The 23,751-nt window shown below is 63.0% G+C and carries 19 protein-coding genes and 1 tRNA gene; 14 read left to right on the top strand and 6 right to left on the bottom strand.

Features of this window, described 5'->3' with window-relative positions:
• Positions 1–84: 84 nt before the first annotated feature.
• Positions 85–723 (top strand): 2-dehydro-3-deoxy-phosphogluconate aldolase, encoded by a 639-nt coding sequence (locus AC1D1B_RS12420; RefSeq protein ID WP_477332500.1) that lies wholly within the window; start codon positions 85–87, stop codon positions 721–723.
• 148 nt (positions 724–871) lie between these two features.
• On the opposite strand, the gene AC1D1B_RS12415 is transcribed toward AC1D1B_RS12420, so the two are convergent.
• The 3 genes from AC1D1B_RS12415 to AC1D1B_RS12405 form a co-directional block, all read right to left on the bottom strand.
• Positions 872–945 (bottom strand) — tRNA-Gln (locus AC1D1B_RS12415).
• A 118-nt stretch (positions 946–1,063) separates the two neighbouring features.
• Positions 1,064–2,875, bottom strand: a complete 1,812-nt coding sequence (gene mepK / locus AC1D1B_RS12410; RefSeq protein WP_477333302.1) for a peptidoglycan L,D-endopeptidase MepK — start codon at positions 2,873–2,875, stop codon at positions 1,064–1,066.
• 493 nt (positions 2,876–3,368) lie between these two features.
• Positions 3,369–4,907: a sigma-54-dependent transcriptional regulator gene (locus tag AC1D1B_RS12405; protein ID WP_477332498.1), complete on the bottom strand. Its 1,539-nt coding sequence runs from the start codon at positions 4,905–4,907 to the stop codon at positions 3,369–3,371.
• Positions 4,908–5,051: 144 nt separating this feature from the next.
• Between AC1D1B_RS12405 and AC1D1B_RS12400 the strand changes: the two genes are divergently transcribed.
• From AC1D1B_RS12400 to AC1D1B_RS12345, 12 genes are all read left to right on the top strand, one after another.
• On the top strand, positions 5,052–6,890 hold the full coding sequence (locus AC1D1B_RS12400) for a M3 family oligoendopeptidase (protein WP_477332496.1): 1,839 nt from the start codon (positions 5,052–5,054) through the stop codon (positions 6,888–6,890).
• 415 nt (positions 6,891–7,305) lie between these two features.
• Complete coding sequence (locus tag AC1D1B_RS12395; protein ID WP_477332494.1) at positions 7,306–8,040, top strand: proton-conducting membrane transporter; 735 nt, start codon at positions 7,306–7,308, stop codon at positions 8,038–8,040.
• 164 nt (positions 8,041–8,204) lie between these two features.
• On the top strand, positions 8,205–9,350 hold the full coding sequence (locus AC1D1B_RS12390) for an aminodeoxychorismate synthase component I (RefSeq protein ID WP_477332492.1): 1,146 nt from the start codon (positions 8,205–8,207) through the stop codon (positions 9,348–9,350).
• On the top strand, positions 9,299–9,961 hold the full coding sequence (locus AC1D1B_RS12385; RefSeq protein WP_477332490.1) for an aminotransferase class IV family protein: 663 nt from the start codon (positions 9,299–9,301) through the stop codon (positions 9,959–9,961). Before AC1D1B_RS12390 ends, AC1D1B_RS12385 begins: the two co-directional genes overlap by 52 nt.
• Before the next feature lie 54 nt (positions 9,962–10,015).
• Positions 10,016–10,303 (top strand): YciI family protein, encoded by a 288-nt coding sequence (locus tag AC1D1B_RS12380; protein ID WP_477332488.1) that lies wholly within the window; start codon positions 10,016–10,018, stop codon positions 10,301–10,303.
• The gene (locus AC1D1B_RS12375; protein WP_477332486.1) at positions 10,300–11,226 is read left to right on the top strand and encodes a heme-dependent oxidative N-demethylase family protein; all 927 of its coding nucleotides are present in this window, start codon (positions 10,300–10,302) and stop codon (positions 11,224–11,226) included. The genes AC1D1B_RS12380 and AC1D1B_RS12375 overlap by 4 nt, the downstream gene beginning before the upstream one ends.
• Positions 11,227–11,357: 131 nt before the next feature.
• A complete protein-coding gene (locus AC1D1B_RS12370; protein WP_477332484.1) occupies positions 11,358–12,803 on the top strand; it encodes a homospermidine synthase in 1,446 nt (481 codons plus the stop codon).
• A 185-nt stretch (positions 12,804–12,988) separates the two neighbouring features.
• A complete protein-coding gene (gene omp10 / locus AC1D1B_RS12365) occupies positions 12,989–13,366 on the top strand; it encodes an outer membrane lipoprotein Omp10 (protein ID WP_477332482.1) in 378 nt (125 codons plus the stop codon).
• A 203-nt stretch (positions 13,367–13,569) separates the two neighbouring features.
• Entirely contained in the window at positions 13,570–15,573 is a 2,004-nt protein-coding gene (locus AC1D1B_RS12360; RefSeq protein WP_477332480.1) for a 5'-nucleotidase C-terminal domain-containing protein, read from the top strand.
• A gap of 131 nt (positions 15,574–15,704) precedes the next feature.
• Complete coding sequence (gene hemH, locus AC1D1B_RS12355) at positions 15,705–16,757, top strand: ferrochelatase (protein WP_477332478.1); 1,053 nt, start codon at positions 15,705–15,707, stop codon at positions 16,755–16,757.
• A gap of 158 nt (positions 16,758–16,915) precedes the next feature.
• Positions 16,916–17,866, top strand: a complete 951-nt coding sequence (locus tag AC1D1B_RS12350; protein ID WP_112559280.1) for an SPFH domain-containing protein — start codon at positions 16,916–16,918, stop codon at positions 17,864–17,866.
• Between the two features lie 98 nt (positions 17,867–17,964).
• Positions 17,965–18,429: an NfeD family protein gene (locus tag AC1D1B_RS12345; protein ID WP_477332476.1), complete on the top strand. Its 465-nt coding sequence runs from the start codon at positions 17,965–17,967 to the stop codon at positions 18,427–18,429.
• A gap of 71 nt (positions 18,430–18,500) precedes the next feature.
• Here the strand turns inward: AC1D1B_RS12345 and AC1D1B_RS12340 are convergent, their stop codons facing one another.
• Positions 18,501–19,502 (bottom strand): KpsF/GutQ family sugar-phosphate isomerase, encoded by a 1,002-nt coding sequence (locus AC1D1B_RS12340; RefSeq protein ID WP_477332474.1) that lies wholly within the window; start codon positions 19,500–19,502, stop codon positions 18,501–18,503.
• A gap of 149 nt (positions 19,503–19,651) precedes the next feature.
• Between AC1D1B_RS12340 and AC1D1B_RS12335 the strand changes: the two genes are divergently transcribed.
• A complete protein-coding gene (locus AC1D1B_RS12335) occupies positions 19,652–21,433 on the top strand; it encodes an outer membrane beta-barrel protein (protein WP_477332472.1) in 1,782 nt (593 codons plus the stop codon).
• A 218-nt stretch (positions 21,434–21,651) separates the two neighbouring features.
• Here the strand turns inward: AC1D1B_RS12335 and AC1D1B_RS12330 are convergent.
• Positions 21,652–22,600, bottom strand: a protein-coding gene (locus AC1D1B_RS12330; protein WP_477332470.1) for an IS630 family transposase whose coding sequence is annotated in 2 segments (ribosomal slippage) — positions 21,652–22,263 and positions 22,265–22,600 — 948 coding nt in all. Because the reading frame shifts where the segments join, the coding sequence is not laid out codon by codon here.
• 134 nt (positions 22,601–22,734) lie between these two features.
• Positions 22,735–23,640 carry a UTP--glucose-1-phosphate uridylyltransferase GalU gene (gene galU / locus AC1D1B_RS12325; protein ID WP_477332468.1) on the bottom strand — a complete coding sequence of 302 codons (906 nt, stop codon included), beginning with the start codon at positions 23,638–23,640 and terminating at the stop codon, positions 22,735–22,737.
• Between the last annotated feature and the right edge of the window lie 111 nt (positions 23,641–23,751).

Below are 23,751 nucleotides of genomic sequence, written 5' to 3'. Positions count from 1 at the left end.
ACATCGCGGCAGGCCGGGTTTCGTGGACTCGGAATCTGCCTTCTGCTAATCGGTTGAAATCATCCCTGCCGGAGAGACAAGCCAATGCCCAGCAAGACCGAAAAGCTCCTGTCGCTGCTCAACGGCCAGCCGGTCATCCCGGTGCTGAAGATCGCCAATGTCGCAGACGCCGTGCCGCTCGCCCGGGCGCTCGCCGCCGGCGGCCTGCCGGCGATCGAGATTACGCTGAGAACCGCCGATGCGCTGGAAGCGATCCGCCGCGTCGCTGGCGAGGTCGAGGGCGCCATTGTCGGCTCCGGCACCATTCTCGATGCCAAGCAGTTCGACGAGGCAGCGGCGGCCGGCTCGAAATTCATCGTCAGCCCCGGCATCACGCGCGAATTGCTGGCAGCAGCCAAGGACAGCGACGTCCCCTTGCTGCCCGGCGCCATCACACCCGGCGAGATCATGGCCGCCCGCGAGGCGGGCTTGCGCTTCCTGAAATTCTTCCCGGCCGAACAGTCCGGCGGCATCGCCTCGCTGAAGGCCTTCGCCTCGCCGCTGGCCGACGTGAAATTCTGCCCGACCGGCGGCATCTCGGCCAAGAACGCGGCCGACTATCTCAACCTGCCCAATGTGATCTGCGTCGGCGGCTCCTGGGTGGCGCCGGACGAGCTGGTCAAGGCCGGCAAGTGGGACGAGATCGAGGCGCTCGCGAGGGCCGCGAGCAAGCTCGGAAAGTAACCTCCGCTACTTTGTTTTTGCGCAATTCCCAAGGGAAAGCGCTTTGCGCTTTTCCCGGGAAAACCGTTTCACACTTTTCCTGGAATTGCTCTCGGCACAAAAAACCCGGCCGGCTTGTGCCGACCGGGTTTGCTAAGCGTTGAGATTTTGGTTCCCGCTCATGGGCTCGAACCACGATTCACGCCTTCAAAGGGCGCTGTCCTACCATTAGACGAAGCGGGAATGCAGGCTGGTGGTTAGCATTCCGGGACGCGGGAAGCCAGTGCTGGAGATTCGCCAAAAGCAAAAAGCCGCGCGGGTTGCCCAGCGCGGCTTTTGATATCTGCTTGGGTCGAGGCCCTTACTTCGTCTGGAAGCGGGCGACCGAAAGGAATTTTACGGCATTGCCGGTGAAGCGGTTGGCATCGGCCATCTGGTTGTCCGCCTGGAAGCCTGCAGTGTAGACCTCGCTCGGCGGCGTATGCACGATGTTGTAGGCATAGCGCGGCGCTGTCGTCGGGCTGGAAACGGTGGCGATGTTGTCGCCGCTGCTCAGCGCCCAGCGCGCCGCCTGCGGTTCGGCCGCCACCACTACGGCCTTCGGCCCGGGCTTCAGGTCGCGGGCCGAGGCCCTGGCTTCCTTGCGCGTCGTCTTCACGCCGGCGCCGATCACGGAGGCCGGATCGGTACCGGCGGGACGGGCAGCAATGGCGCCGCGCGGCGTTGCGGCATCGACGCCTGACGGGTCGTTGAACGCCGAGCGCGGCTCGAGCGAGGCAACCTGATAGTCGTCGGTAACATCGGCGGCACTGGCCTGTTCGAGAACGGCCTTGACCTCATCCGGACGCTGCGACGGCAGCGCCGAGAAGGCGTCGGTTGCGGTCTGCTTGTGGGCAGCCGTATCGGCCAGCGCCAGCAGCACGCCCTTGTCCTGCGGCGCAAGCTCAGCCGGCGGCGAAGAGCGGTCGGGACGCCAGGTCGGCAACGGGACGTTGAGCGCGACCTGGGCCGGAGCGGCAGCCCCTTGGTCAGCATCGCTCACATCGGCCATGCCGAACGGCACATTGGCCGGCGCCTGCGCCGTCGCCACTGTCTGTTCTGTGGTGGCATCGGCCATGCCGAACGGCACCGTGTCAGGCTGCTGCGCACCGACATCGGCCTTGGGCCGCGGCGCGAAATCTGGCAGCGGCACTTCCTTGGCCGGCAGAGCCGCGATGATCGTCTCCGGCGTATCCTGCTGCGGCTCCGAATCGTCCGCGCTGTCGTCGGCAAGCTGCGGGATGTTCGCGCGCTTGGCGTCCTGCGGCGACACGATCGCGATGCCAGGCAGGTTGCTGTTGTTGTCGCTCCTGGCAGCCTGGACCGGCTTCACGCTTCTCGGCGACGGCGCGGCGGTCGCGACATCGGCGCTGTCGTCGGCTTCGTCTTCGCCGCCACCGCCAAAGAAAGCGGAGAGGAAGCCACCGGATTTCTTGGTGCTGCCACCAGCGCTGGCCATCATGATGGCCGGCGAACCGGCGCCCTTGCGCGCCTTGTAGGAGGCTAGCGCCTGATCATATCCCGGCAGCGGCTTGCCGTCGCTCGGCACATGCAGCGTCTTGCCATTTGGGAACAGGCTGACCAGTTCCTGGCGGCTGATGCCGGGCCAATGGCGCACATTGCCGACGTCCATGTGGACGAAGGGCGAACCGGACGACGGATAATAGCCGACGCCGCCGCCCTGCATTTTCAGGCCGATGTTGCGCAGCTTCTTCAGCGGCACGCCTGGAATGTAGAAGTCCATCGCCTTGCCCAGCATGTGCTGGCTTTCCTTGGCGACACCACGGCTGCGGCTGCGCAGCATCGAGTTGGTCGCCGGTGAGCGATAGCCGCAGACGACCTGGATGTAGTCGGTAGCGCCGGCCTGGCGATAGGCTTCCCACACCAGGTCGAGCAGGCGCGGGTCCATCTTGGTCGGTTCGTTGCGACGCCAATCGCGCAGGATGATGTTGATCTTCCTGAGGCCTTCCGGATCGTAGCGGCCATTGCGCTTATAGACGATCTCGGCCTTTTCATGCGTGTGCAGGTGATAGAGTTTGAGCGAGCGCGTTTCAGCGCTGGCGCCGGCAGCAGTTGCGGCAAGGAAAGCGAACGCAACAATCACCGCTGCCAACCATCTCGGCCAGACGCCAATGTGATAGTGCCGCCCGTTTCTGTGTCGTTCGACTTTGTTCAAATCAAAAGGCCTTGCAGGCTGCCGTTTGTCCCCGGATTTGCCCAAACGGATGCGTGGTTTTCACATCCGAATATCGATCCTAATGGTTAATCATCGCTTATTGAAGCCGAAATGCGGTAACACCGTGGCGATATCCCGTCAAAAATAATACACAGGATTTCTTGGTAAACTGCTGGTTTAGATCAAGATTCAGCCTTTTCCCGCAACACGATCTGTTACCGTTAGCCTTAATGCGTGAACACGGCTGTTCGCATCGGCCATATTCCCGCCGCAACCCCTTATGCAGCGCGGAATATTGCCTGGCAAGCTGGTCCCGGCCTTGCGTTGGCAAGCTGTGGAATTCGGTTTTCGAATGCATGTCGCTCAAAAGTGGTCCCGGTTTTGAGAGAACGACATGCATAATGCAAAGACCTGAGGCGCGTCGCCTGAATCCGTTCAAACGCGACGCGCTTCAGGATGCAAGGCGGTCGAGGCGGCCGGTTTCCGGGTCGATGCCGTATTCCTTGAGCTTGCGGTAGAGCGTCGATCGGCCGATGCCGAGACGCCGTGCAACTTCGCTCATCTGGCCATTATAGTGGTCGATGGCGAGCTTGATCATTTCGAGCTCGACATCGGCCAGCGCGCGAACATTGCCGCGCTCGTCCAGCGCCCTCAGCGTGCCGAAACGCTGAAGCAGCCTGGCCGGAGGCTCGAGTTCGTCAGCGACAGTGCGGACGTCTTCTGTCTGCGCGCTATCGACTTGTGACTCGCCGATCCAGGCCATTTCGGGGTCCGACTGGGACGTGTGGGCATCGAGATTGACGGTGCCGTCGACCTGCGCTCGAATCTGCGGGAATTCGTCTGGTGTCAGCACCTCGCCCTCGGCAAGCACCGAGGCCCTGAACACGGCGTTTTCCAGCTGCCTGATGTTTCCCGGCCAGTCATAGGCCTGCAGCATGGCCAGTGCGGCTTCCGAAATGCCGTGCAGGCGATGGCCCGCCGGCGCCACCTTGTCCATGAAGTGCTTGACCAGATAGGGGATGTCGTCGCGCCGGTCGCGCAGCGGCGGCACGAAAATCGGGTAGACGTTAAGCCGATAGAACAGGTCCTCGCGGAACTTGCCGTCCTTGACCTGCTGCAGAAGGTTGCGGTGCGTGGCCGAGATCAGCCTGATATCGACCCTGACCGTGGCGCGGCCGCCGACCGGATCGACCTCACCGTCCTGTACGGCGCGCAACAGCTTGACCTGCACCTCGAGCGGCAGATCGCCGATCTCGTCGAGAAACAGCGTGCCCGAATGCGCCTCGACGAACTTGCCGGTGTGTTTGTCGGTGGCGCCGGTGAACGAGCCCTTCTCGTGGCCGAACAGGATCGATTCAACCAGATTGTCGGGGATGGCGCCGCAATTGACGGTGACGAAGGGTTTTGAACGACGATCCCCTGTGCCCTGGATGGCGCGCGCCACCAGTTCCTTGCCGACGCCCGACTCGCCCTCGATCAGGATCGGGATGTTGGAGGCCGCCGCCTTCTGGCCAAGGCGGATCACCCGGTCCATAGCCGGGCTGTGCGTGATCATGTCCTTGAAGGTTAGATGGCCACCGCGCCGCCGCGACGTGCGCTTTACCTCATCCTCGACCGCCTCGACCTTGAGCGCGTTGCCGATCGCGGTCTGCAGCCGGTCTGGAGAAGCCGGCTTGACGACGAAATCGAAAGCGCCGTGGCGCATCGCCGAAACCACCGTCTCGATGCCGCCCTGCGCGGTCTGCACAATGACGGGAACAGTGATGCCGCGCTCGCGCATCGCCTTCAGCACACCGATGCCGTCGAGGCCGGGCATGACAAGGTCGAGGATGACCGCCGAAACATCCCGCGCATTGGGTCCGTCGAGGGCCTCCAGGCCGGCCTCGCCACCATCCGCAACGATGGCGCTGTGGCCGAATTTCGTCACCGCCGCTTCGAGCAGCCGGCGCTGCACGGGATCGTCATCGACTATGAGAATGGAACCTGTCATGACTGATTTCAGTTGCCTGCCTGGGAAATCCCCATGGATCATCTTGGCACAGGGTTCTAAATAAGGTTTCAAAAAACCCGGTGAATGAATTCCTTAGGATTTGACCGGCTTGCCCTTCCCCTTGATTCCAGAAGGTAATTGTTGATGCGCAGGATTCTCGGTCGGCAGCTTGCGGCGGCAGCGTCCGGTCAGGGCGCGGCGGAGCTGGGCGACCTGCCGGAATGGAACCTCGCCGACCTCTATTCCGGCATGGAGGCGACCGAACTGAAGCGCGACCTCGCCAAGGCGGCGGCCGATGCCGTCGCCTTCGAGAACCGCTGGAAAGGCACGCTGGCGGCGGAGGCCGAGCGCGGCAGCGCCGGCAAGCTCGGCGAGGCGCTGGCAGCCTACGAGGCGCTGGAGGAACTGATCGGGCGAATCGTCTCCTACGCCGGCCTCGTCTATGCCGGCAACACCGCCGATCCGCAGCGCGCCAAGCTCTATGGCGACATCCAGGAGAAGATGACCGACGCAAGCGCGCATCTGTTGTTCTTCGCGCTGGAGCTGAACCTGATCGACGACAAGGCGCTCGAAGCCGCCCTCGCCGCCGATGCAGGCTTTGCGCATTACCGGCCCTGGGTGCTCGACCTGCGCATGGACAAGCCCTACCAGCTTGAGGACCGGGTCGAGCAGCTTTTCCATGAGAAGTCGATCACCGGGCGCGGCGCCTGGAACCGTCTGTTCGACGAGACGATGACCGATCTGCGCTTCGACATAGACGGCGAGGAACTGACACTGGAGCCGGCGCTGAACCGCCTGCAGGACGCCGATGGCGAAGTCCGCCGCCGCGCCTCCGAGGCGCTCGCCGCAACCTTCCGCAAGAGCCTGCGCACCTTCACGCTGATCACCAACACGCTGGCCAAGGACAAGGAGATTTCCGACCGCTGGCGCGGCTTCGAGGACATCGCCGATTCACGCCACCTCGCCAACCGTGTCGAGCGCAGCGTGGTCGATGCACTGGCGTCCGCCGTGCGCGAGGCCTATCCACGCCTGTCGCATCGCTACTACGCGATGAAGGCGCGCTGGCTCGGCATGGAGGTGATGAACCACTGGGACCGCAATGCACCCTTGCCCGAAACCCCGCAAGCGGTGATCCGCTGGGACGACGCCAGGAACACCGTGCTGTCGGCCTATCAGCGCTTCTCCCCTGACATGGCGGAGATCGCCCGTGTCTTCTTCGATCGCAACTGGATCGACGCGCCCGTCCGGCCCGGCAAGTCGCCAGGCGCGTTCGCGCATCCGACGGTACCCTCCGCGCACCCTTACGTGCTGCTCAACTACATGGGCAAGCCGCGCGATGTGATGACGCTGGCACATGAGCTCGGACACGGCGTGCACCAGGTTCTGGCCGGTGGCCAGGGCGCGCTGATGGCCTCGACGCCGCTGACGCTGGCCGAGACGGCCTCCGTGTTCGGCGAGATGCTGACCTTCCGTTCGTTGCTCGACCAGACCACCGACAAGCGCGAACGCAAGGCCATGCTCGCCCAGAAGGTCGAGGACATGATCAACACGGTCGTGCGCCAGATCGCCTTCTATGAGTTCGAGCGCAAGGTGCATGCCGAACGCAAGAACGGCGAGCTGACCTCGGACAAGCTCGGCCAGTTCTGGCTCGAAGTGCAGGCCGAAAGCCTGGGGCCGGCGATCAAGCTGCGCGAGGGCTATGAGGTCTTCTGGACCTACATCCCGCATTTCATCCACTCGCCCTTCTACGTCTACGCCTACGCCTTCGGCGACTGTCTGGTGAACTCGCTCTACGCCGTCTACCAGAATGCCGAGCACGGCTTCCAGGACAAGTATTTCGAGATGCTGCGCGCCGGCGGCACCAAGCATCACTCCGAGCTTCTCGCCCCCTTCGGCCTCGATGCCACAGACCCCGCCTTCTGGCAGATAGGGCTTGGCGTGATCGGCGGCCTGATCGACGAGTTGGAAGCGCTCGACAGTTGACGCCACGCACCCGTCGGACCGGGAGCGCAGAGCGACAGGTTCGGCGGCGGTCTCGACTTTGCGAAATCGCAGAACAGTTTAGCCGGAATGCATGTTACGGCAGCTCTGTTCTTGTTCTAAATATCTGTTCTTGAAGAACTCTCCGGCGAAATTTTCCGTTAGCTTTCCGGAATCCGTATGATAGCTTTCCGCCTGAAGCTCAGCCGGGCGCGCGGCTCAGGCCGGACAGCATCCCGGCCCATGGCAGCGGCCTGGCGAATGCGACAGCGGCCGTTGGCAATGGGCGGGAAAGCCGAGTGCCGGCAGTCGACGACAGACCGGCTGTTCCCTGAACCGCCGAACCACCATTGGATGATCCGATCTGCCAAGGTCAAGACTTGAGGCGGCGGCGGACGGATCCGACTGGAGAGAGACGATGACCTTCTTCTACATTGTCCTGGCGTTCCTTGTAGGTGTGTTGGTTGGCTGGTTTATCTGGGGCCGGCTGCGCGGCGAGCTTGACAGCCTGCGCGGCGACCTCGACCGCACCCGCAGCGAGCGCGACAGGCTGCGCGCTGACGCCGATCGCCTGACCGGCGAACTCGACGCCTGTGGCAAGACTCGCGCCGATCTCGAACGCCGGTTGCGCGAAACATCGACTCCATCTGCCAAGCCTTCCAGCTCGGCGCCGGCCGCACTGGTGTCGACATCCGCAACGGCCAAGTCCGCCCCGGCCGCGAAGCCAGCCGCGCCCGCCAAGCCCGCCGCGGCCAAACCTGCCGCCGCCAAGCCAGCTGCGGCCAAATCCGCGGCCGCAAAACCGGCTGCCAGCAAACCTGCCGCCGCCAAGGCCGCGCCCAAAGCCGCAGCGTCAAAGCCGGCCGCAGCCCCGAAGAAGGCCGCACCGGCAGCTGGGAAGGCTGATAATCTGCGCCGCCTGATCGGCATCGGCCCGGTCAACGACAAACTGCTCAAGGGCCTTGGTGTCACGACCTATGCGCAGATTGCCGGCTGGAACGCAGCCGACGTCAAGCACATCGAGGACACGCTGAATTTCGATGGCCGCATCGCTCGCGAAAAGTGGATCGAGCAGGCCAAGCTGCTTGCCGCCGGCGACGAGAAGGAATTCGCGCGCCAGTTCCCGACCGCCGGGACCGCCAACAACACCTGATCTGATCATCGGCAATAAGGCCGACAAGGCGGCGCCTTCGGGCGCCGCTTTTGTTTTCGCAAGCGCCACCGTCTTTGCGCCTTGCGACGCCGCTCCCTCGATTGCACGCTGCCCGGCCCCCATATAGAGCGGTTGTGGCGTCATTGACCGCAGCATCCGAGATCATGCCCCTGCCCTCTGCCATTTTCCGCAACGACGAAAGCGGCCGTCAGCTGGTCTTCGACCGCCCGGCCGACATCATCGTCGCCTATGATGCCAAGGATTTCGTGCCGGCACTGGCGGCTGCGCAGGCGGCATCTGACGCCGGCAAATGGCTGGCGGGCTATTTCTCCTACGAAGCGGGTTATTTGCTCGAACCGAAACTGCTGCCGCTGCTGCCCGAGGGCCGGCGCGCGCCGCTGGTGTGTCTCGGCGTGTTCGACGCCCCGGTTGAACAGGCGGTGCCGCAGAACAATGCGCCGGCCAGCAACGGCCCGATCTTCGACGCCAGGGCCGTCTGGTCAGAGCGGGATTACGCCAAACGCTTCGCGCGGCTGCACGATCACATCCGCAGGGGCGATTGCTACCAGGGCAATTTGACCTTCCCGGTCCAGGCGCAGTGGTCCGGCGACCCGCTCGCCGCTTTCGATGCGCTGACCGGACGCCAGCCGGTAAAGTACGGCGCGCTGATTTCGCTCAGTGATCCCATCGTCTTGTCGCGCTCGCCCGAACTGTTCTTCGAGATCGACGCTGCGGGCATGATCGAAACCCATCCGATGAAGGGCACCGCGCCGCGTGGCGCAACCAAGGCCGAGGACGCGCGGCTGAAGACGTTCCTGCGCAATGACGAGAAGAACCAGGCCGAAAACCGGATGATCGTCGATCTCCTGCGCAACGACATCTCGCTGATCAGCGAGGTCGGCACGCTGGAGGTGCCGGAACTGTTCCGCATCGAGAGCTACCCAACCGTCCACCAGATGGTGAGCCGCGTCAGGGCAAAGCTGTTGCCCGATCTCGGCATCCGCCAGATCTTCGCGGCTCTGTTCCCCTGCGGCTCGATCACCGGGGCGCCCAAAATCCGTGCCATGGAAATCCTGCATGAGCTGGAAGCCACGCCGCGTGACGTCTATTGCGGCGCCATCGGCTGGATCGCGCCCGGCGGCACGATGCGCTTTTCGGTGGCGATCCGCACCATCTCGCTCTTTTCCAGCGGCGAGGCCGTCTACAATGTCGGCGGCGGCGTCGTCTTCGATTCGACCGCCGAGGAGGAGTATCAGGAGTGTCTGCTGAAGGCGCGCTTCGCGACGGGAACACCGCCGAGTTCGAACTGATCGAGACCATGCGCTGGGAGCCCAGCCACGGCTTCCTTCGCTTCGACCGCCACCTCGCGCGCCTTTACGGCTCGGCCGAAGAACTGGGCTTTGCCTGCGATCCGCAGCGCATCGGCGAGGTGTTGGCGAACATTGTCGGGGCGCAGCAGACGGCGCTGCGCACCCGTCTTGTCCTGCAGCGCAATGGCGAGGTGACAGCTGCGGTTCAGCCCTACGAGCCGCTCGCCGCCGACAAGGTCTGGCGGCTGCAGCTGGCGCGGGTCCGGCTCAATTCCGGCGATACGCTATTGCGCCACAAGACCAGCCGGCGGCAGGTCTATATCAATGCTCGTGCCGAATACCTCGCCACTCGCGCCGACGAGGTGCTTTTGGCCAATGAGCGCGGTGAAATCTGCGAAGGCACCATCACCAATGTCTTCGCCGATTTTGGCGATGGCGTGCTGATGACACCCCGGCTCGACTGCGGCCTGCTGCCTGGCGTATTGCGCGCCGAGCTGCTGGACGAAGGCCGCGCCCAGGAAGCGATCTACAGCTATGACGATTTGAAATCCGCCAAGACGCTGTTCGTCGGCAATTCGCTGCGCGGACTGATCCCCGCGTCTCTCGCCTAGGCAAGAGGCACGCTATCCCTGACAATACGGGCAAATCGCCCCAGGAGATTTCCGATGTTTGTCGTTTCCTCCACCTACCTGTTGCCATTGACCGAGATCGACCGCCTGCTGGACGCTCACAGAACCTGGCTGAAGACCTGCTATGCCGAAGGCCTCTTCGTCGCATCCGGCCCGAAGAAGCCACGGACAGGCGGTTTGATCCTGGCGCGTGGATCCCGCGACGTTCTGGAAGCAAGGCTGAAGAACGATCCCTTCGTCCAGGCCGGCGCGGCGGAATATGTCATCACCGAATTCGTCGCGGCCAATGTTGCCGAGGGCATGGAGGCTCTCCGGGAAGCATGACACCGCAGCTGCCCACCCACACGCCCTATGATGGATCCTCAAAGCTCTTCACCATCGGGCTGAAGCCGCTCGAGCTCGACAAATGGATCGAGGTCGACGGGCACCTCATCGACCATCTCGCCGAAAAGCGTCGGCTTTATGCCAAAATTCCCGACAAGGTGTTCGTCGAGGAGGACGGCACGCGCGACGCCCAGCGCGAAGTGCGCGACCTCATCGAAGCGCATCTGGTGGCGACATTCCCCGAAACCTACCGGCGCGCGAACGCCGGGATCGAAGTGATTGGCGCCAAAGCCGACCCTGACGCCACCTTCCCCGACGCCCCGTTGGTCGCAGCCTCGCTGCTCGTCCAGGAAGACCTGATCCTGATGCGCCGCGACGACAGCGGCTGGCGGCTCGCCGCCGGCTCGCTGTGCTTCCCGTCATCCTGGTTGCTGGTCGAAAAATTCGGTCGGCCGCTGCAAGAGATTCACGCACCGGTGCCGGGTTTCGGTCCGGGCACCAGGCCAGCCGAACTCATCAACCGCATGTTCGACGGCCTCCAGGGTCAGGCCGTCGAGCGCTTCAATTGGTCGATCCAGGCCGACGACGCACTCTATCATCCACTCTCCAATGTCGAGCGCATCGACCGTGCCACCAACCGCCCGTCGCGCTTTCCGGACGGCGACGTCAACGCACACGCCTTCATCCGCGTCGAGCGCCAGACGCTCCGCAAGCTGCCCGTGTCGGGCGACATCCTGTTCACCATCCGCATCCATCTCGATCCGCTGAAAGTGCTGGCGCGGCATCCCGACCGGGCATCGCTTGCCGCCTCTTTCGCCGCGCAATTGCTGGCGCTGGATGAGACCCAACTCGACTATAAGGGCATGACCGCCGACCGCGACCGGTTGATTGGCGTCCTTAACCACATGGCCAATGACGGCTAGCCACCAGTTGGCGCTTTTCACTGGTTTGTGACAATGATCTGTGATGTAGCGCGTGACTACCGGGCAAAAATGCCCGGTTTTGCATGTGTTTGGCCCAGTTTCCCGGGTTTTTTGAAGGAGTGCTCGATAAAATGGCGAATGAAAACTGGCCCGTTTACGGTGAAATCACCGGCCCTGTCGTGATGATCGGCTTCGGTTCGATCGGACGGGGAACGCTGCCTCTGATCGAGCGTCATTTCAAGTTCGACAAGTCGCGCATGACGGTCATCGACCCGCGCGACACCGACCGCAAGCTGCTCGACGAGCGCGGCATCGCCTTCGTCCAGGAACACGTGACCGAGAAGAACTACAAGAAGCTTTTGACCCCGCTTCTGACCAATGGCGGCGGCCAGGGCTTTTGCGTCAATCTGTCGGTTGATACCGGCTCGGTCGACCTGATGCGGCTCTGCCGCAAGCTCGGTGTGCTCTACATCGACACCGTCGTCGAGCCGTGGCTTGGCTTCTATTTCGACACCGAGGCCGACAATGCCAGCCGCACCAACTATGCGCTGCGCGAGGCCATGATCAAGGAAAAGCACGACAAGCCCGGCGGCGCGACCGCGGTTTCGACCTGCGGCGCCAATCCGGGCATGGTCTCGTGGTTCGTCAAGCAGGCGCTGCTCAACCTCGCCGGCGATCTCGGCCTCGAATTTTCCGAGCCGGCGCAGGACGACCGTGACGGCTGGGCCAAGCTGATGAAGAAGGCCGGCGTCAAGGGCGTCCACATCGCCGAGCGCGACACCCAGCGCACCAAGAAGCCGAAGCCGATGAACGTGTTCTGGAACACCTGGTCGGTCGAGGGTTTCATCTCGGAAGGGCTGCAGCCGGCCGAACTCGGCTGGGGCACGCATGAGAAATGGATGCCGAAGAACGGCAAGGAGCACAAGCATGGCTCCAAGGCCGCGATCTATCTCGAACAGCCCGGCGCCAACACGCGCATACGCTCCTGGTGCCCGACGCCCGGCGCGCAATACGGCTTGCTGGTGACACATAACGAGGCGATTTCGATCGCCGACTTCTTCACCGTGCGCGGCAAGAAGGGCAAGGTGCAATACCGCCCGACCTGTCACTATGCCTATCATCCCTGCAATGACGCGCTGCTGTCGCTGGACGAAATGTTCGGCGCCGCCGGCAAACCGCAGCCGGTCCACCATGTGCTTGACGAAACCGAACTGGTCGACGGCGTCGACGAGCTCGGCGTGCTGCTCTACGGCCACGACAAGAACGCCTACTGGTACGGCTCGCAGCTGTCGCTGGCGGAAGCCCGCAAGCTGGCCCCTTACCAGAACGCCACCGGCATGCAGGTCACCTCGGCCGTGCTCGCCGGCATGGTCTGGGCGCTGGAAAACCCGGAGGCCGGTATCGTCGAAGCCGACGAGATGGACTACAAGCGCTGCCTGGAAGTGCAGTCCCAGTACCTCGGGCCGGTCAAGGGCTACTACACCGACTGGACGCCGCTCGATAACCGTCCGGGTCTCTTCCCCGAAGACCTCGACAAAAACGACCCGTGGCAATTCCGCAACATCCTCGTCCGATAGCGGTTCCATACCCCTGCCTCACTGCCTTGCAATCGCCCAGAAATCGGGCGATTGAAGGGATGCGGACGAGAGCAGTGTGCGCCCCTTTGGGCGCACGAGGGACCGCTCTGGAAACTTGAGGCCACGCACATCGTTTTCCCAAACGTCGTTCGGCGATGGGCCGATGCGCCAGGAGAGGATTTGATATGACGATTGCGCGCAAAATTCTTTCTGCGGGCGCGGCGGGCGCTCTTGCGACGATGCTTGCCGCCTGCACTACCGGTGGTTCCGACGGGCCACCGATGGCATCGCAGCAGCGAGGCGTCGAAGGCTCCTGGCTGAACGCCGAAGGCAAGGCGGTCTCGACCTTGAACGGCGGCGTCTTCACCACCGTTTCGGCAGAGACCGGCGAGAAATTCGCTGATGGCAGCTACACCAAGACCGGCGCCACCTCGGTCGAGATCAACGGAACCTCGCTGATCCGGCAGCAGCCGATCGCTTTCAACTGCCTGCTGGTGTCCATCAACCAGCTGAATTGCACCAGCTCCGCCGGCCAGAACTTCGTCCTGACCAGGCGCGGCTGAGCCTGTCTGATATAGCCTTCTAAAAAGGCGGCGGCACGATGCCGCCGCCTTTTTTATGCCGGCAAACCGATGCCGATTTCGCTCGTCTTGATTCTTCTTGCATCGCCACAACCGCGATGTGAACATGACCAAAAGCTGGCTGTTATCCTGCAGTCAAGCAAGAGCGTTGAACGCTTTGATCAGGTTCCATCCAGGAGACGAAGATGAAGAAGCTCGCTGCCATTGCCGCCCTTTCTGCCTCGACGCTCGGCCTGTCGGCCGCACCATCCTTTGCCGACTACACGTTGAACATCCTGCATTTCAACGATTGGCACAGCCGCATCGAAGGCAACAACAAATACGAGTCGACCTGCTCGGCCGAGGAGGAGACCAAGGGCGAATGCATCGGCGGCGCCGGCCGGCTGGTCACCGCGATCGCCCAGGAGCGCAAGAAGCTCGAAGGCCAGAACGTGCTGCTGCTCAATGCAGGCGACAGCTTCCAGGGATCGCTGTTCTACATCACCTACAAGGGCACCGCGGAAGAGGAATTTCTCAATCAGATCAAGCCCGACGCGGTGACGCTCGGCAACCACGAATTTGACGATGGCGAGAGCGCGCTGGTGCCTTACCTCGACAAGGCGCAGTTCCCGATCGTCAGCGCCAATGTCGTGGCCAACGACAAGTCCGGCGCCGCGGGCAAGATCAAGCCGTCGATCGTGCTTGAGGTCGGCGGCCAGAAGATCGGCATTATCGGCGCCGTGACCAACGACACGCCGGAACTCGCTTCACCCGGCCCCAACATCGCCATCGCCGACGACGTCAAGTCGATCACGGCGGAAGTCGAGAAGCTCAAGGCGCAAGGCGTCAACAAGATCATCGCCGTCACCCATATCGGCTACCGGCGAGAGCGCGATGTCATCGCAAAAATCCCCGGCATCGACGTGGTGGTCGGCGGCCACAGCCATTCGCTTCTGTCCAACACCGACCCGAAGGCGGAAGGCCCCTACCCGACGATGGTCGACAACCCCGACGGCTCCAAGGTGCCGGTGGTGCAGGCGGCCTCCTATTCGAAATATCTCGGCGAATTCAAGGTCGTGTTCGACGACAATGGCAACGTCAAGGAAGCCAGCGGCGACCCGATCTTCCTCGACAAGTCGATCACCCCCGACCCGGCCGTACTCGCCCGCATCAAGGAACTCGGCGCGCCGATCGAGGCGCTGAAGAACAAGGAAGTGGCCGAGACCGCCGAGGCCATCGACGGCAGCCGCGAGAATTGCCGCACCAAGGAATGCGCGATGGGCAACCTCGTTTCCGACGCCATCCTCGACCGCGTCAAGGGACAGGGCGTCGAGATCGTCGTCTCCAATGGCGGCGGCCTGCGTGCCTCGATCGACAAGGGCACCGTGACCATGGGCGAGGTGCTGACCGTGCTGCCGTTCCAGAACACGCTGGCGACCTTCCAGATTTCCGGCAAGGATCTGGTTGCCGGGCTGGAAAACGGCGTCAGCCAGGTCGAAGACGGCGCCGGCCGCTTCCCGCAGGTTGCAGGTCTCAAATATTCCTTCGACAAGTCGGTCGCGCCCAATGCCGGCCGCGTCAAGTCGGTGGAGGTGATGGAAGGCGGCGCCTGGGCGCCGATCAACCCGGACAAGGACTATCTGGTCGCCACCAACAATTATGTCCGCCAGGGCGGCGACGGCTACAAGGTCTTCGCCGACAAGGCCAAGAACGCCTATGACTACGGCCCCGGCCTGGAACAGGTGGTCGCCGACTATCTCGCCGCGCACCGGCCCTATACGCCGAAACTCGACGGCCGCATCACCGAGATCGCAGCAACCGTAGCGGCAGCCCCTGCCCCAGCCGAGCCGGCAAAACCGGCGGAGGCAGAGCCGGTGATGCCCGCATTGCCGGCAGGATCCGGCGACATCACCACCACCCCGCCGACGGTCCCGGCGGAAACCGCCCCGGCAACGCCGGCACCAGCCGAACCGGCAAAACCAGCCGAAGCCGCACCTGCTCCGGCAAAACCGGCTGAGGCTGCACCTGCAACGCCCGCCCCGGCCGAGGCCAGCCACGTCATCGTCGCCGGCGATACCTATTGGGACCTGGCCAAGAAGGCCTATGGAAACGGCACCAAATGGAAGGTGATCTCCGAGGCCAACAAGGGCTATGAGCCACGCCGGCTTCCCGTCGGGGCGACCCTGACCATCCCGCCAGCTGCCAATTAGAGCCGGCAGGAATCCACAACACCCGCCCGGTCCGCCGGGCGGGTGTTGCTTTTTCGGACAAGGTGCGGCCAGACGTGGCATTGAAAACCGGCGCGGCGTCGTTAGTTTCGCGCCGTGTCCGGAGAATTGCTATGACCCTTGCCCCCAAAGCCGCGAAAGCGCTCGGCCCGCTGCCGGCTGGACATCCGCCGGTCAAGGCCGGCAAGATCGGCGTCATGCTGGTTAATCTCGGCACGCCCGACGGCACCGATTTCAAGCCGATGTGGCGCTACCTCCGTGAATTCCTCTCCGATCCGCGCGTCATCGAGCTCAACAAGGCGATCTGGTATCCGATCCTCTATGGCCTGGTGCTGACCACGAGGCCGAAGAAGTCCGGCGCAAATTACGCCAGAATCTGGAACCGCGAAAAGAACGAGTCGCCGCTGCGCACCTTCACCCGTGCGCAGAGCGAAAAGCTGGCGGAAGCGTTGCGCGACCTGCCCGATGTCGTCGTCGACTGGGCGATGCGTTACGGCAATCCTTCGACCGCGAGCGTCGCGCAAAGGCTGGTTGCGCAGGGCTGCGACCGCATCCTGTCGTTCCCGCTCTATCCGCAATATTCGGCGACCACCACCGCGACCGCCAACGACCAACTGTTTCGCGCCCTGATGAAGATGCGGGCCGCACCGGCGGTTCGCAGCGTGCCGCCCTACTATGCCGAGCCGGTCTATATCGACGCGCTGGCGCGTTCGATCGAGCAGCATCTGACGACACTCGATTTCGAGCCGGAGGTGGTCATCACCTCTTATCACGGCATCCCAAAGCCCTATTTCGAGAAGGGCGATCCCTATCACTGCCACTGCCAGAAGACGACACGGCTGTTGCGTGAACGACTGGGGTGGGATGAAAAGAAGCTGATCACCACCTTCCAGTCACGCTTCGGCGCGCAGGAATGGCTGCAGCCCTACACCGACAAGACGGTTGAGAAACTGGCCAAGGACGGCGTGAAATCGATCGCCATCGTCAATCCCGGCTTTTCCGTCGACTGCATCGAGACGCTGGACGAGATCGGTCGCGAGGCGGCCGAGACCTTCCACCACGCCGGCGGCGAGAAATTCGCCCACATCCCGTGCCTCAACGACAGTTCTGAGGGCATGGCGGTGATCGAGGCGATGGTGCGGCGCGAGCTGTCAGGCTGGGTCTGAGGCCGCCGCATTTCGGCGATCGATCGCCCCTGTTGTTCTATTCCACACACTAATAATCAGCGATCACCTGATTGTAACATTATTGAAACACACCTAAGTGTTTGGTGAAGTCGGTTGCATGGAATCAACGCCATGGCCGGCATCTGAGGGAGATATAAATGGACTTCAGCGGTTTCGGTATTGCGATTGGTGCGCTTGCCTTTCTGGTGTTGGTGCTTCTTATCAAAGGCATCCGGACAATCCCGCAAGGCTACAATTATACGGTGGAGCGCTTTGGCCGTTACACCAAAACACTAAGCCCCGGCCTCAACCTCATCGTGCCGTTTGTCGACCGTATCGGCGCCAAGATGAACATGATGGAGCAGGTGCTCGACGTTCCGAGCCAGGAAATCATCACCCGCGACAACGCCATTGTGGGTGTCGACGGCATCGCCTTCTACCAGATCCTCAATGCCGCGCAGGCCGCCTACCAGGTCGCCGGCCTGGAGAACGCTATTCTCAACCTGACGATGACCAACATCCGTACCGTCATGGGTTCGATGGACCTCGACGAACTCTTGTCCAACCGCGATGCCATCAACGAGCGCTTGCTGCGCGTCGTCGACGAAGCGGCGCACCCGTGGGGTATCAAGATCACCCGCGTCGAGATCAAGGACATCAATCCGCCGGCCAACCTCATCGAATCGATGGGTCGGCAGATGACGGCCGAACGCAACAAGCGTGCGCAGATCCTTGCCGCCGAAGGTCTCAAGCAGTCTCAGATCCTAGAGGCCGAAGGCCGCAAGGAAGCCGCCTTCCGCGACGCCGAGGCGCGCGAACGCTCGGCCGAGGCCGAAGCGCGCGCCACCCAGGTTGTGTCGGAAGCGATCTCCAAGGGCGACGTGCAGGCGCTCAACTACTTCGTGGCGCTGAAATACACCGAAGCGATGGGCAAGATCGGCACCGCCAACAACAGCAAGGTCGTGCTGATGCCGATGGAAGCCTCGGCGTTGATCGGCACGCTCGGCGGCATAAGCGAGATCGCCAAGGAAGTGTTCCGCAGCGAAGGCACTGCCGGCGCCGCGCGGCAGGCCGCCCGCCCTCCGGTGGTTCGCCCGAGCGAGAACTGAGATCAAGCGAGAACTGAGATCATGCGAGCATGATCCCGAAAAGTGGGAACCGGTTTTCGGACAAGATCATGCTCCACTGGAAGTAGGAGCACACTCCCATGTTCGACCGCATCATTTCCGAACTTGGCCCATGGAACTGGATGGTTCTGGGCTTCGTCCTCCTGGTGATGGAGGTCATAGCGCCAGGCATCTTCATGCTGTGGATTGGCATTGCCGCATTGGTGATCGGCTTGATTTCCCTGCTCATCTGGGACGCAAGCTTCTGGACCTGGGAAGTCCAGGTGCTGGCCTTCCTGGCGCTGTCGCTAGTCTCGGCTTTCGCCGGCAAGAAGCTGGTTGGCGGACGCAATATCCCGAGTGACCAGCCGCTGCTCAACCGGCGCGGCGCGCAGCTGGTCGGCAAGATGGCTACCCTTGCCGAACCGATCAAGGACGGCCGAGGCCGCATAAAGCTCGGCGACACACTGTGGCGCGTCTCCGGTCCCGACCTGCCGGCCGGCACGCAGGTGCGCGTCGTCAGTTCGGCCGACACCGATCTGGAACTGACGGTCGAGGCTGTTTGAACGCCTAAAAGCGCAGCGCTTTCTGAACAGAAAAACAGGGCTCATCGCGTACGTGATGCGCCCTTAATTTTTCAGGCAGCGCCGATTCGCAAAAGATCATGCAGGTGAACAAGCCCGACGGGCCGCCTGCCCTCGACCACCATCAGGCTGGTGATGGCCGAGTTGTTGATGGTCTGCAGCGCGGTCGCCACCAGTGTGTCAGGTGTGGCCGTCTTCGGCTTTTTCGTCATCACCTGATCGACGCTCATCTCCATGAGATTGCTGCCGATGTGGCGCCTGATGTCGCCATCGGTGATGATGCCAACCAAGGCGCCGTCAGCGGAAGTGATGGCCACGCAGCCGAACCCCTTGTTCGACAATTCCAGGATCGCCTCGCGCATGCCGGTGCCCGAAGCGACCAGCGGCAGCCTTTCGCCGACATGCATGATCTCATGGATCTGCGTCAGATTGGCGCCGAGCTGGCCGCCGGGATGAAAAGTGCGGAAATGGTCGGGCGTAAAGCCGCGCGCTTCGAGCAGCGCGATGGCCAGCGCATCGCCGACGACCAGTTGCAGCAGCGTCGATGTCGTCGGCGCTAGGCCGTGCGGGCAGGCTTCCGGCACGGATGGCAGCAGCAGCACCACGTCGGCCGCGCGCGCCAGCGCCGAAGTCGCGCCGGAGGTAATCGCAATCAGCGGGATCGAGAAGCGCCTGGAATAGGCGACGATGCCCATCAGTTCCTTGCTCTCGCCCGACCATGACATGGCGATGATGGCATCATCCCTGGCGATCATGCCGAGGTCGCCATGATTGGCCTCCGCCGGATGGACGAAGAAGGCGGGCGTGCCAGTCGAGGCGAGCGTGGCGGCGATCTTGGAGCCGATATGGCCGCTTTTGCCGACGCCGGTGACGATGACTCGGCCATCGATGCGCGAGATAATGTCGACGGCGTGGGCGAAGGGTTCGGCCAGTCCGTTTTCCAGCGCGGCGGCCAACGCCGCCACTCCGGCCTGTTCGGTGGCTACCGTTCTCAGCGCCGAGGCGATCGAAGCCTGGCTGTCCAAAGGCTTCTTTTCTGGGGATCCCGCATGCATGGCTGATGCGCTTAGCGCTTTGCCGTTCGCCTGTCCAACGGAATTGCCGTCCGGCGAGGTCTGACAGGCACCCCTCAACCCTCCGTTAACCATCCCCGTTTACGGTTCGGTAAGTATGGCGCGCTTGCGCCGCGCAAGCAGTGGTGACGATGTCGCGGGCCCAGCCTGAAAACAAAAAAGGTCGAACGGGCGGAGCCTTTTGCGCTCTGCTTCTGGCGACGAGCGTGCTCGCTCTACTGCGGCCAACTGCGCTTCATGCCCAGGAAACCGAGCTGCGTGGTGAAGTCTCGGAATCGGCGATCCTGTCCGACCAGCAGCGCCGGGCCAGGCAATTGAGCAAGGCCAACACGCAGGTCAAGCCGGCGCCTGCCGACACCACCCCCACGGAAAACACGCCAACCGCCTATGTGCCGGCCAGCGATGGCGCCTTGCCTGACGACACCGATCCGTCACAGGCCGGCGCAAACAGCATTTTCGACCAGCCTGCGGCCACCGACGATTCGTTCGCCGACCAGCCGCCAACCGTCCAGCCACGCCGGCCATCGACGGCAAAGCAACGCGCCGCCGATGCGGACAAGACCAAGGACAAAACCAAGGCCGCCGACAAGAAGAAGCCTGGCCAGGCCACGGACCAAACCACCACCGGAACGACTTCGACCAGCACGACGGCAGACGATACGGACCAGGATACAGCCAACCGCCGTGCCCTCACCGTCGACAGCGTCGACCGGCAGAAGCTCGATCCTGGCGCCGAGCGCACCGATGCCATCGAGGGCCAGAAGAAGAAGCCCGAGGACGACCCGTACGCGGCAACCGGCATCAAGGTCGGCTCGTTCCTGCTGCGGCCGACGCTGGAGCAGGGCGTTACCGTTACGTCGAACGCCGATTCCAGCTCCGGCGGCAAGTCGGCGGTGCTGTCCGAAACGGCGCTGCGTTTCTCCGCCGCCTCCGACTGGCGCGAGAATTCGGCTGTCATCGACGGCTACGGCAACTTCCGCAACACCATTTCGGGCCAGAAGATCAATGAGGGGCGCGGCCGCATCGAAGGCACGCTCAACGTCGATCTCGACAACGAACTGCGCGCCATCGCCAAGCTCGGCTACGAGATCGCACCGGAATCGGCCTCATCACCCGACGCCATTGCCGGCGTCAAATCGCAGCCCATACGCCAGACCATCGACGGCAGCTTGGGCGTCGAGAAGGACGTCGGCAAGCTGCGCTTCGCGTTGACGGGCGCGGTCTCCCACGACATCTATGGCGACGCCGACCTGACGGACGGCACCGTGTTGTCGCAGAAGGATCGCGATTCCACCCTCTACACGGCGACCTTGCGCACCGGCTACGAGATTTCGCCTGCCATCACGCCTTTCGCCGAAGTCGAACTCGGCCGCCGCGCCTATGATCTGCGCGTCGATTCGGGGGGCTTCGAGCGGTCATCGACCCGGCTCGGCGCGCGCGCCGGCATCGAAGTCGACATGGGCGAGAAGCTGACTGGCGAGTTCTCGGCCGGCTGGCTCCGTGAAGCAATCGACGACAAGAGCCTGGAGGCGAATGCGGGTCCAAGCATAAATGCCGACCTCAAATGGTCGCCCGAGCGCGGCACCACCATCGGTCTCACCGGCAAGACCACCATCGAAGGCACGACGGCCGCCAATGAGAGCGGCGACATCCTCTATTCCGGCCGCCTCACCGGCGAGCGGCAGATCCGCGCCGACCTGACCGGCAACGCCGCCCTTGGCCTCGACTGGCGCAATTATACCGGCTCCGACGGCCACGACATGACGCTGAGCGCCGAGGCCGGGCTGACCTGGTGGCTGAACCGCTATGTCGGCCTCACCAGCCGCGCCCGCACCGAAAAGCTGACCAGCAATCTGCCCGGGCGCAACTACACCGCCAACAGCATCTACCTCGGGCTGAAGCTGCAGCGGTAGCGGTAGCGGCGATCTATAAGCAACGTCGGCGGGACAGCACCCCCCTCTGTCCTACCGGACATCTCCCCCGCAAGGGGGGAGATCAGCTGCTTGTCGGCCCCGCCAGCTCTGCAACGTTGGAAATTAGCGAAGCCAGCGGCGACAGCCAATCTCCCCCCTTGCGGGGGAGATGTCCGGCAGGACAGAGGGGGGTGGGCGGGAACTCAACCTAGAGTCTTTCACGTTTTGATGGAAGCGTACCCGGCGTTTTCGAAGTAGTTCTTGCATTCGCCGGGTTCGATTGTTTCGACGAGGTGGCCGATGTGGCGCCAAGTGTCCTCGACGGTACGCTTCTGGGCTTGGCGCATCCGGTGTTTGATCTTGGCAAAGGCCTGCTCGATCGGATTGAGGTCCGGGGAGTAGGGCGGCAGGTACCAAAGCCTGGCCCCGGCAGCCTTGATCATCTGCCTGATGGCGGCCGACTTATGACTTCCCAGGTTGTCCATGACGACGATGTCGCCCGGCTTCAGCACGGTGATGAGCTGCTGCTCGACATAGGCCCGGAAGCATTGGCCGTTGATGGGCCCGTCGAAGACGCAAGGTGCCGCGAGCCGATCGCAGCGCAGCGCGCCAAGGAAGGTCAGCGTGCGCCAGTGGGCGTGCGGAGCCAGGCCGCGCAGCCGCTTGCCCTTCGGCCCCCAACCTCGCAGCGGAGCCATGTTGGTCTTGATCCACGTCTCATCGATGAAGACCAGACACTGCGGATCAAGGCCGGTCTGCCAGGATCGCCAGCGTTGGCGCCTGCGAGCAATATCAGCACGCGCCTGCTCAAGGGCGAACAGCGTTTTTTTTGAAGCTCAGGCCCTCGCGGCGCAGGAACAGCCACACTGCATTGTGCGAGACTTTGACTCCGCGCCCGGCCAACTCATCCTTCAGACCGTGCAGCGTCAGATGCGGCGTCTCACGTATACGCGCCTCGATGAAGGCACGGTGCGGCTCCAGTACCCTCTTGCGATGCCCACCCATCTTGCCCGGTGCCACCGAGCCGGTCGTCTCATGGCGCTGCAACAGCTTCACCGCGGCCGAAACCGAAATGCCGAACCGTTTCGCCGCCGACCGGCGGCTCTCGCCACTCAAAACCGCTGCTACCACCCGCTCGCGAAGATCATTGGAAAGAGGTCGGGTCATCAGATGCTGGCCTCCACTCCAGCCAGCATCTTGAATCACAAAACCGACAAATCGGGAATCCCCTTCGATTCCATCAAGCCGTGAACCGCTCTAGACCTTGGTTCTCCGCTCTGCTCCTGACAACGAATAGCGTACTAAAAAGCAGCGCCGCGACGTTCGGAAGGCTTCATCTCGTCGAGCAGCGTGCGGATGACGCCGGCCATGTTCTCGTTCATGTCGCTGCGCCACAGCGCGAAGGCGACATTGGCCTCGACAAACCCTTCCGGCGAACCGCAATCGAAAGTGCGGCCCTGATAGTGGTAGCCAAAAAAGGGCTGCTGCTTTTCCAGCTTCAGCATCGCGTCGGTGAGCTGGATCTCGTTGCCGGCGCCCTTTTCCTGACTTTCGAGGATCTTGAAGATCTCGGGCTGCAGGATGTAGCGGCCGTTGATGTAGAGGTTGGACGGCGCCGTGCCGGTCTTCGGCTTCTCCACCATCTCGGTGATGCGGAAGCCGTGATGCGTATCCTCGCCGCGGCCGACAATGCCATATTTGTGGGTTTCGGCCGGATCGCATTCCTGCACGGCGATGATGTTGTTGCCGGTCTCCTCGTAGAGTTCGACCATGGCCTTCATGCAGCTCTTTTCCGATTGCATGATCATATCGGGCAAGAGAAGCGCGAAGGGCTCGTCGCCGACCAGTTCGCGCGCGCACCAGACGGCGTGGCCGAGGCCCATCGGCACCTGTTGGCGGGTGAACGAGGTCTGACCCGGCGCCGGCTGCAGCCGCTGCAGGCGGGCCAGTTGCTCGTCCTTGCCGCGCTGGGCGAGTGTGTCATAGAGCTCGAACTGAATATCGAAATGGTCTTCGATGACCGCCTTGTTGCGGCCGGTGACGAAGATGAAATGTTCGATGCCTGCTTCGCGTGCCTCATCGACGACATATTGGATGACCGGCCGGTCGACGACGGTCAGCATTTCCTTGGGGATGGCCTTGGTGGCCGGGAGGAACCGCGTGCCGAGACCGGCGACCGGGAAAACTGCCTTGCGAACTCGCTTCATACGTCAATTATCCGTTTGATTGCCTGCTCCGCAATCCCGTTTCGAGACATTTTCACGCCGAAATCGAGGATTACGAGCTGCTGGTGAGAACTTCCAGTGCCTAAAGCATCG

It is taken from the genome of Mesorhizobium sp. P2_C5_2 (genome assembly GCF_056404535.1).
Note: the sequence above shows the minus strand (reverse complement) of the source record. Positions and strands in the feature narration are given on the sequence as shown.

Coding starts and splice junctions, on each gene's coding strand:
- AC1D1B_RS12420 (WP_477332500.1), top strand. CDS start 85: ATGCCCAGCAAGACCGAAAAGCTCCTGTCGCTGCTCAACGGCCAGCCG.
- AC1D1B_RS12405 (WP_477332498.1), bottom strand. CDS start 4,907: ATGACAGGTTCCATTCTCATAGTCGATGACGATCCCGTGCAGCGCCGG.
- AC1D1B_RS12400 (WP_477332496.1), top strand. CDS start 5,052: ATGCGCAGGATTCTCGGTCGGCAGCTTGCGGCGGCAGCGTCCGGTCAG.
- AC1D1B_RS12395 (WP_477332494.1), top strand. CDS start 7,306: ATGACCTTCTTCTACATTGTCCTGGCGTTCCTTGTAGGTGTGTTGGTT.
- AC1D1B_RS12390 (WP_477332492.1), top strand. CDS start 8,205: ATGCCCCTGCCCTCTGCCATTTTCCGCAACGACGAAAGCGGCCGTCAG.
- AC1D1B_RS12380 (WP_477332488.1), top strand. CDS start 10,016: ATGTTTGTCGTTTCCTCCACCTACCTGTTGCCATTGACCGAGATCGAC.
- AC1D1B_RS12375 (WP_477332486.1), top strand. CDS start 10,300: ATGACACCGCAGCTGCCCACCCACACGCCCTATGATGGATCCTCAAAG.
- AC1D1B_RS12370 (WP_477332484.1), top strand. CDS start 11,358: ATGGCGAATGAAAACTGGCCCGTTTACGGTGAAATCACCGGCCCTGTC.
- omp10 (WP_477332482.1), top strand. CDS start 12,989: ATGACGATTGCGCGCAAAATTCTTTCTGCGGGCGCGGCGGGCGCTCTT.
- AC1D1B_RS12360 (WP_477332480.1), top strand. CDS start 13,570: ATGAAGAAGCTCGCTGCCATTGCCGCCCTTTCTGCCTCGACGCTCGGC.
- hemH (WP_477332478.1), top strand. CDS start 15,705: ATGACCCTTGCCCCCAAAGCCGCGAAAGCGCTCGGCCCGCTGCCGGCT.
- AC1D1B_RS12350 (WP_112559280.1), top strand. CDS start 16,916: ATGGACTTCAGCGGTTTCGGTATTGCGATTGGTGCGCTTGCCTTTCTG.
- AC1D1B_RS12345 (WP_477332476.1), top strand. CDS start 17,965: ATGTTCGACCGCATCATTTCCGAACTTGGCCCATGGAACTGGATGGTT.
- AC1D1B_RS12340 (WP_477332474.1), bottom strand. CDS start 19,502: ATGCATGCGGGATCCCCAGAAAAGAAGCCTTTGGACAGCCAGGCTTCG.
- AC1D1B_RS12335 (WP_477332472.1), top strand. CDS start 19,652: ATGTCGCGGGCCCAGCCTGAAAACAAAAAAGGTCGAACGGGCGGAGCC.
- galU (WP_477332468.1), bottom strand. CDS start 23,640: ATGAAGCGAGTTCGCAAGGCAGTTTTCCCGGTCGCCGGTCTCGGCACG.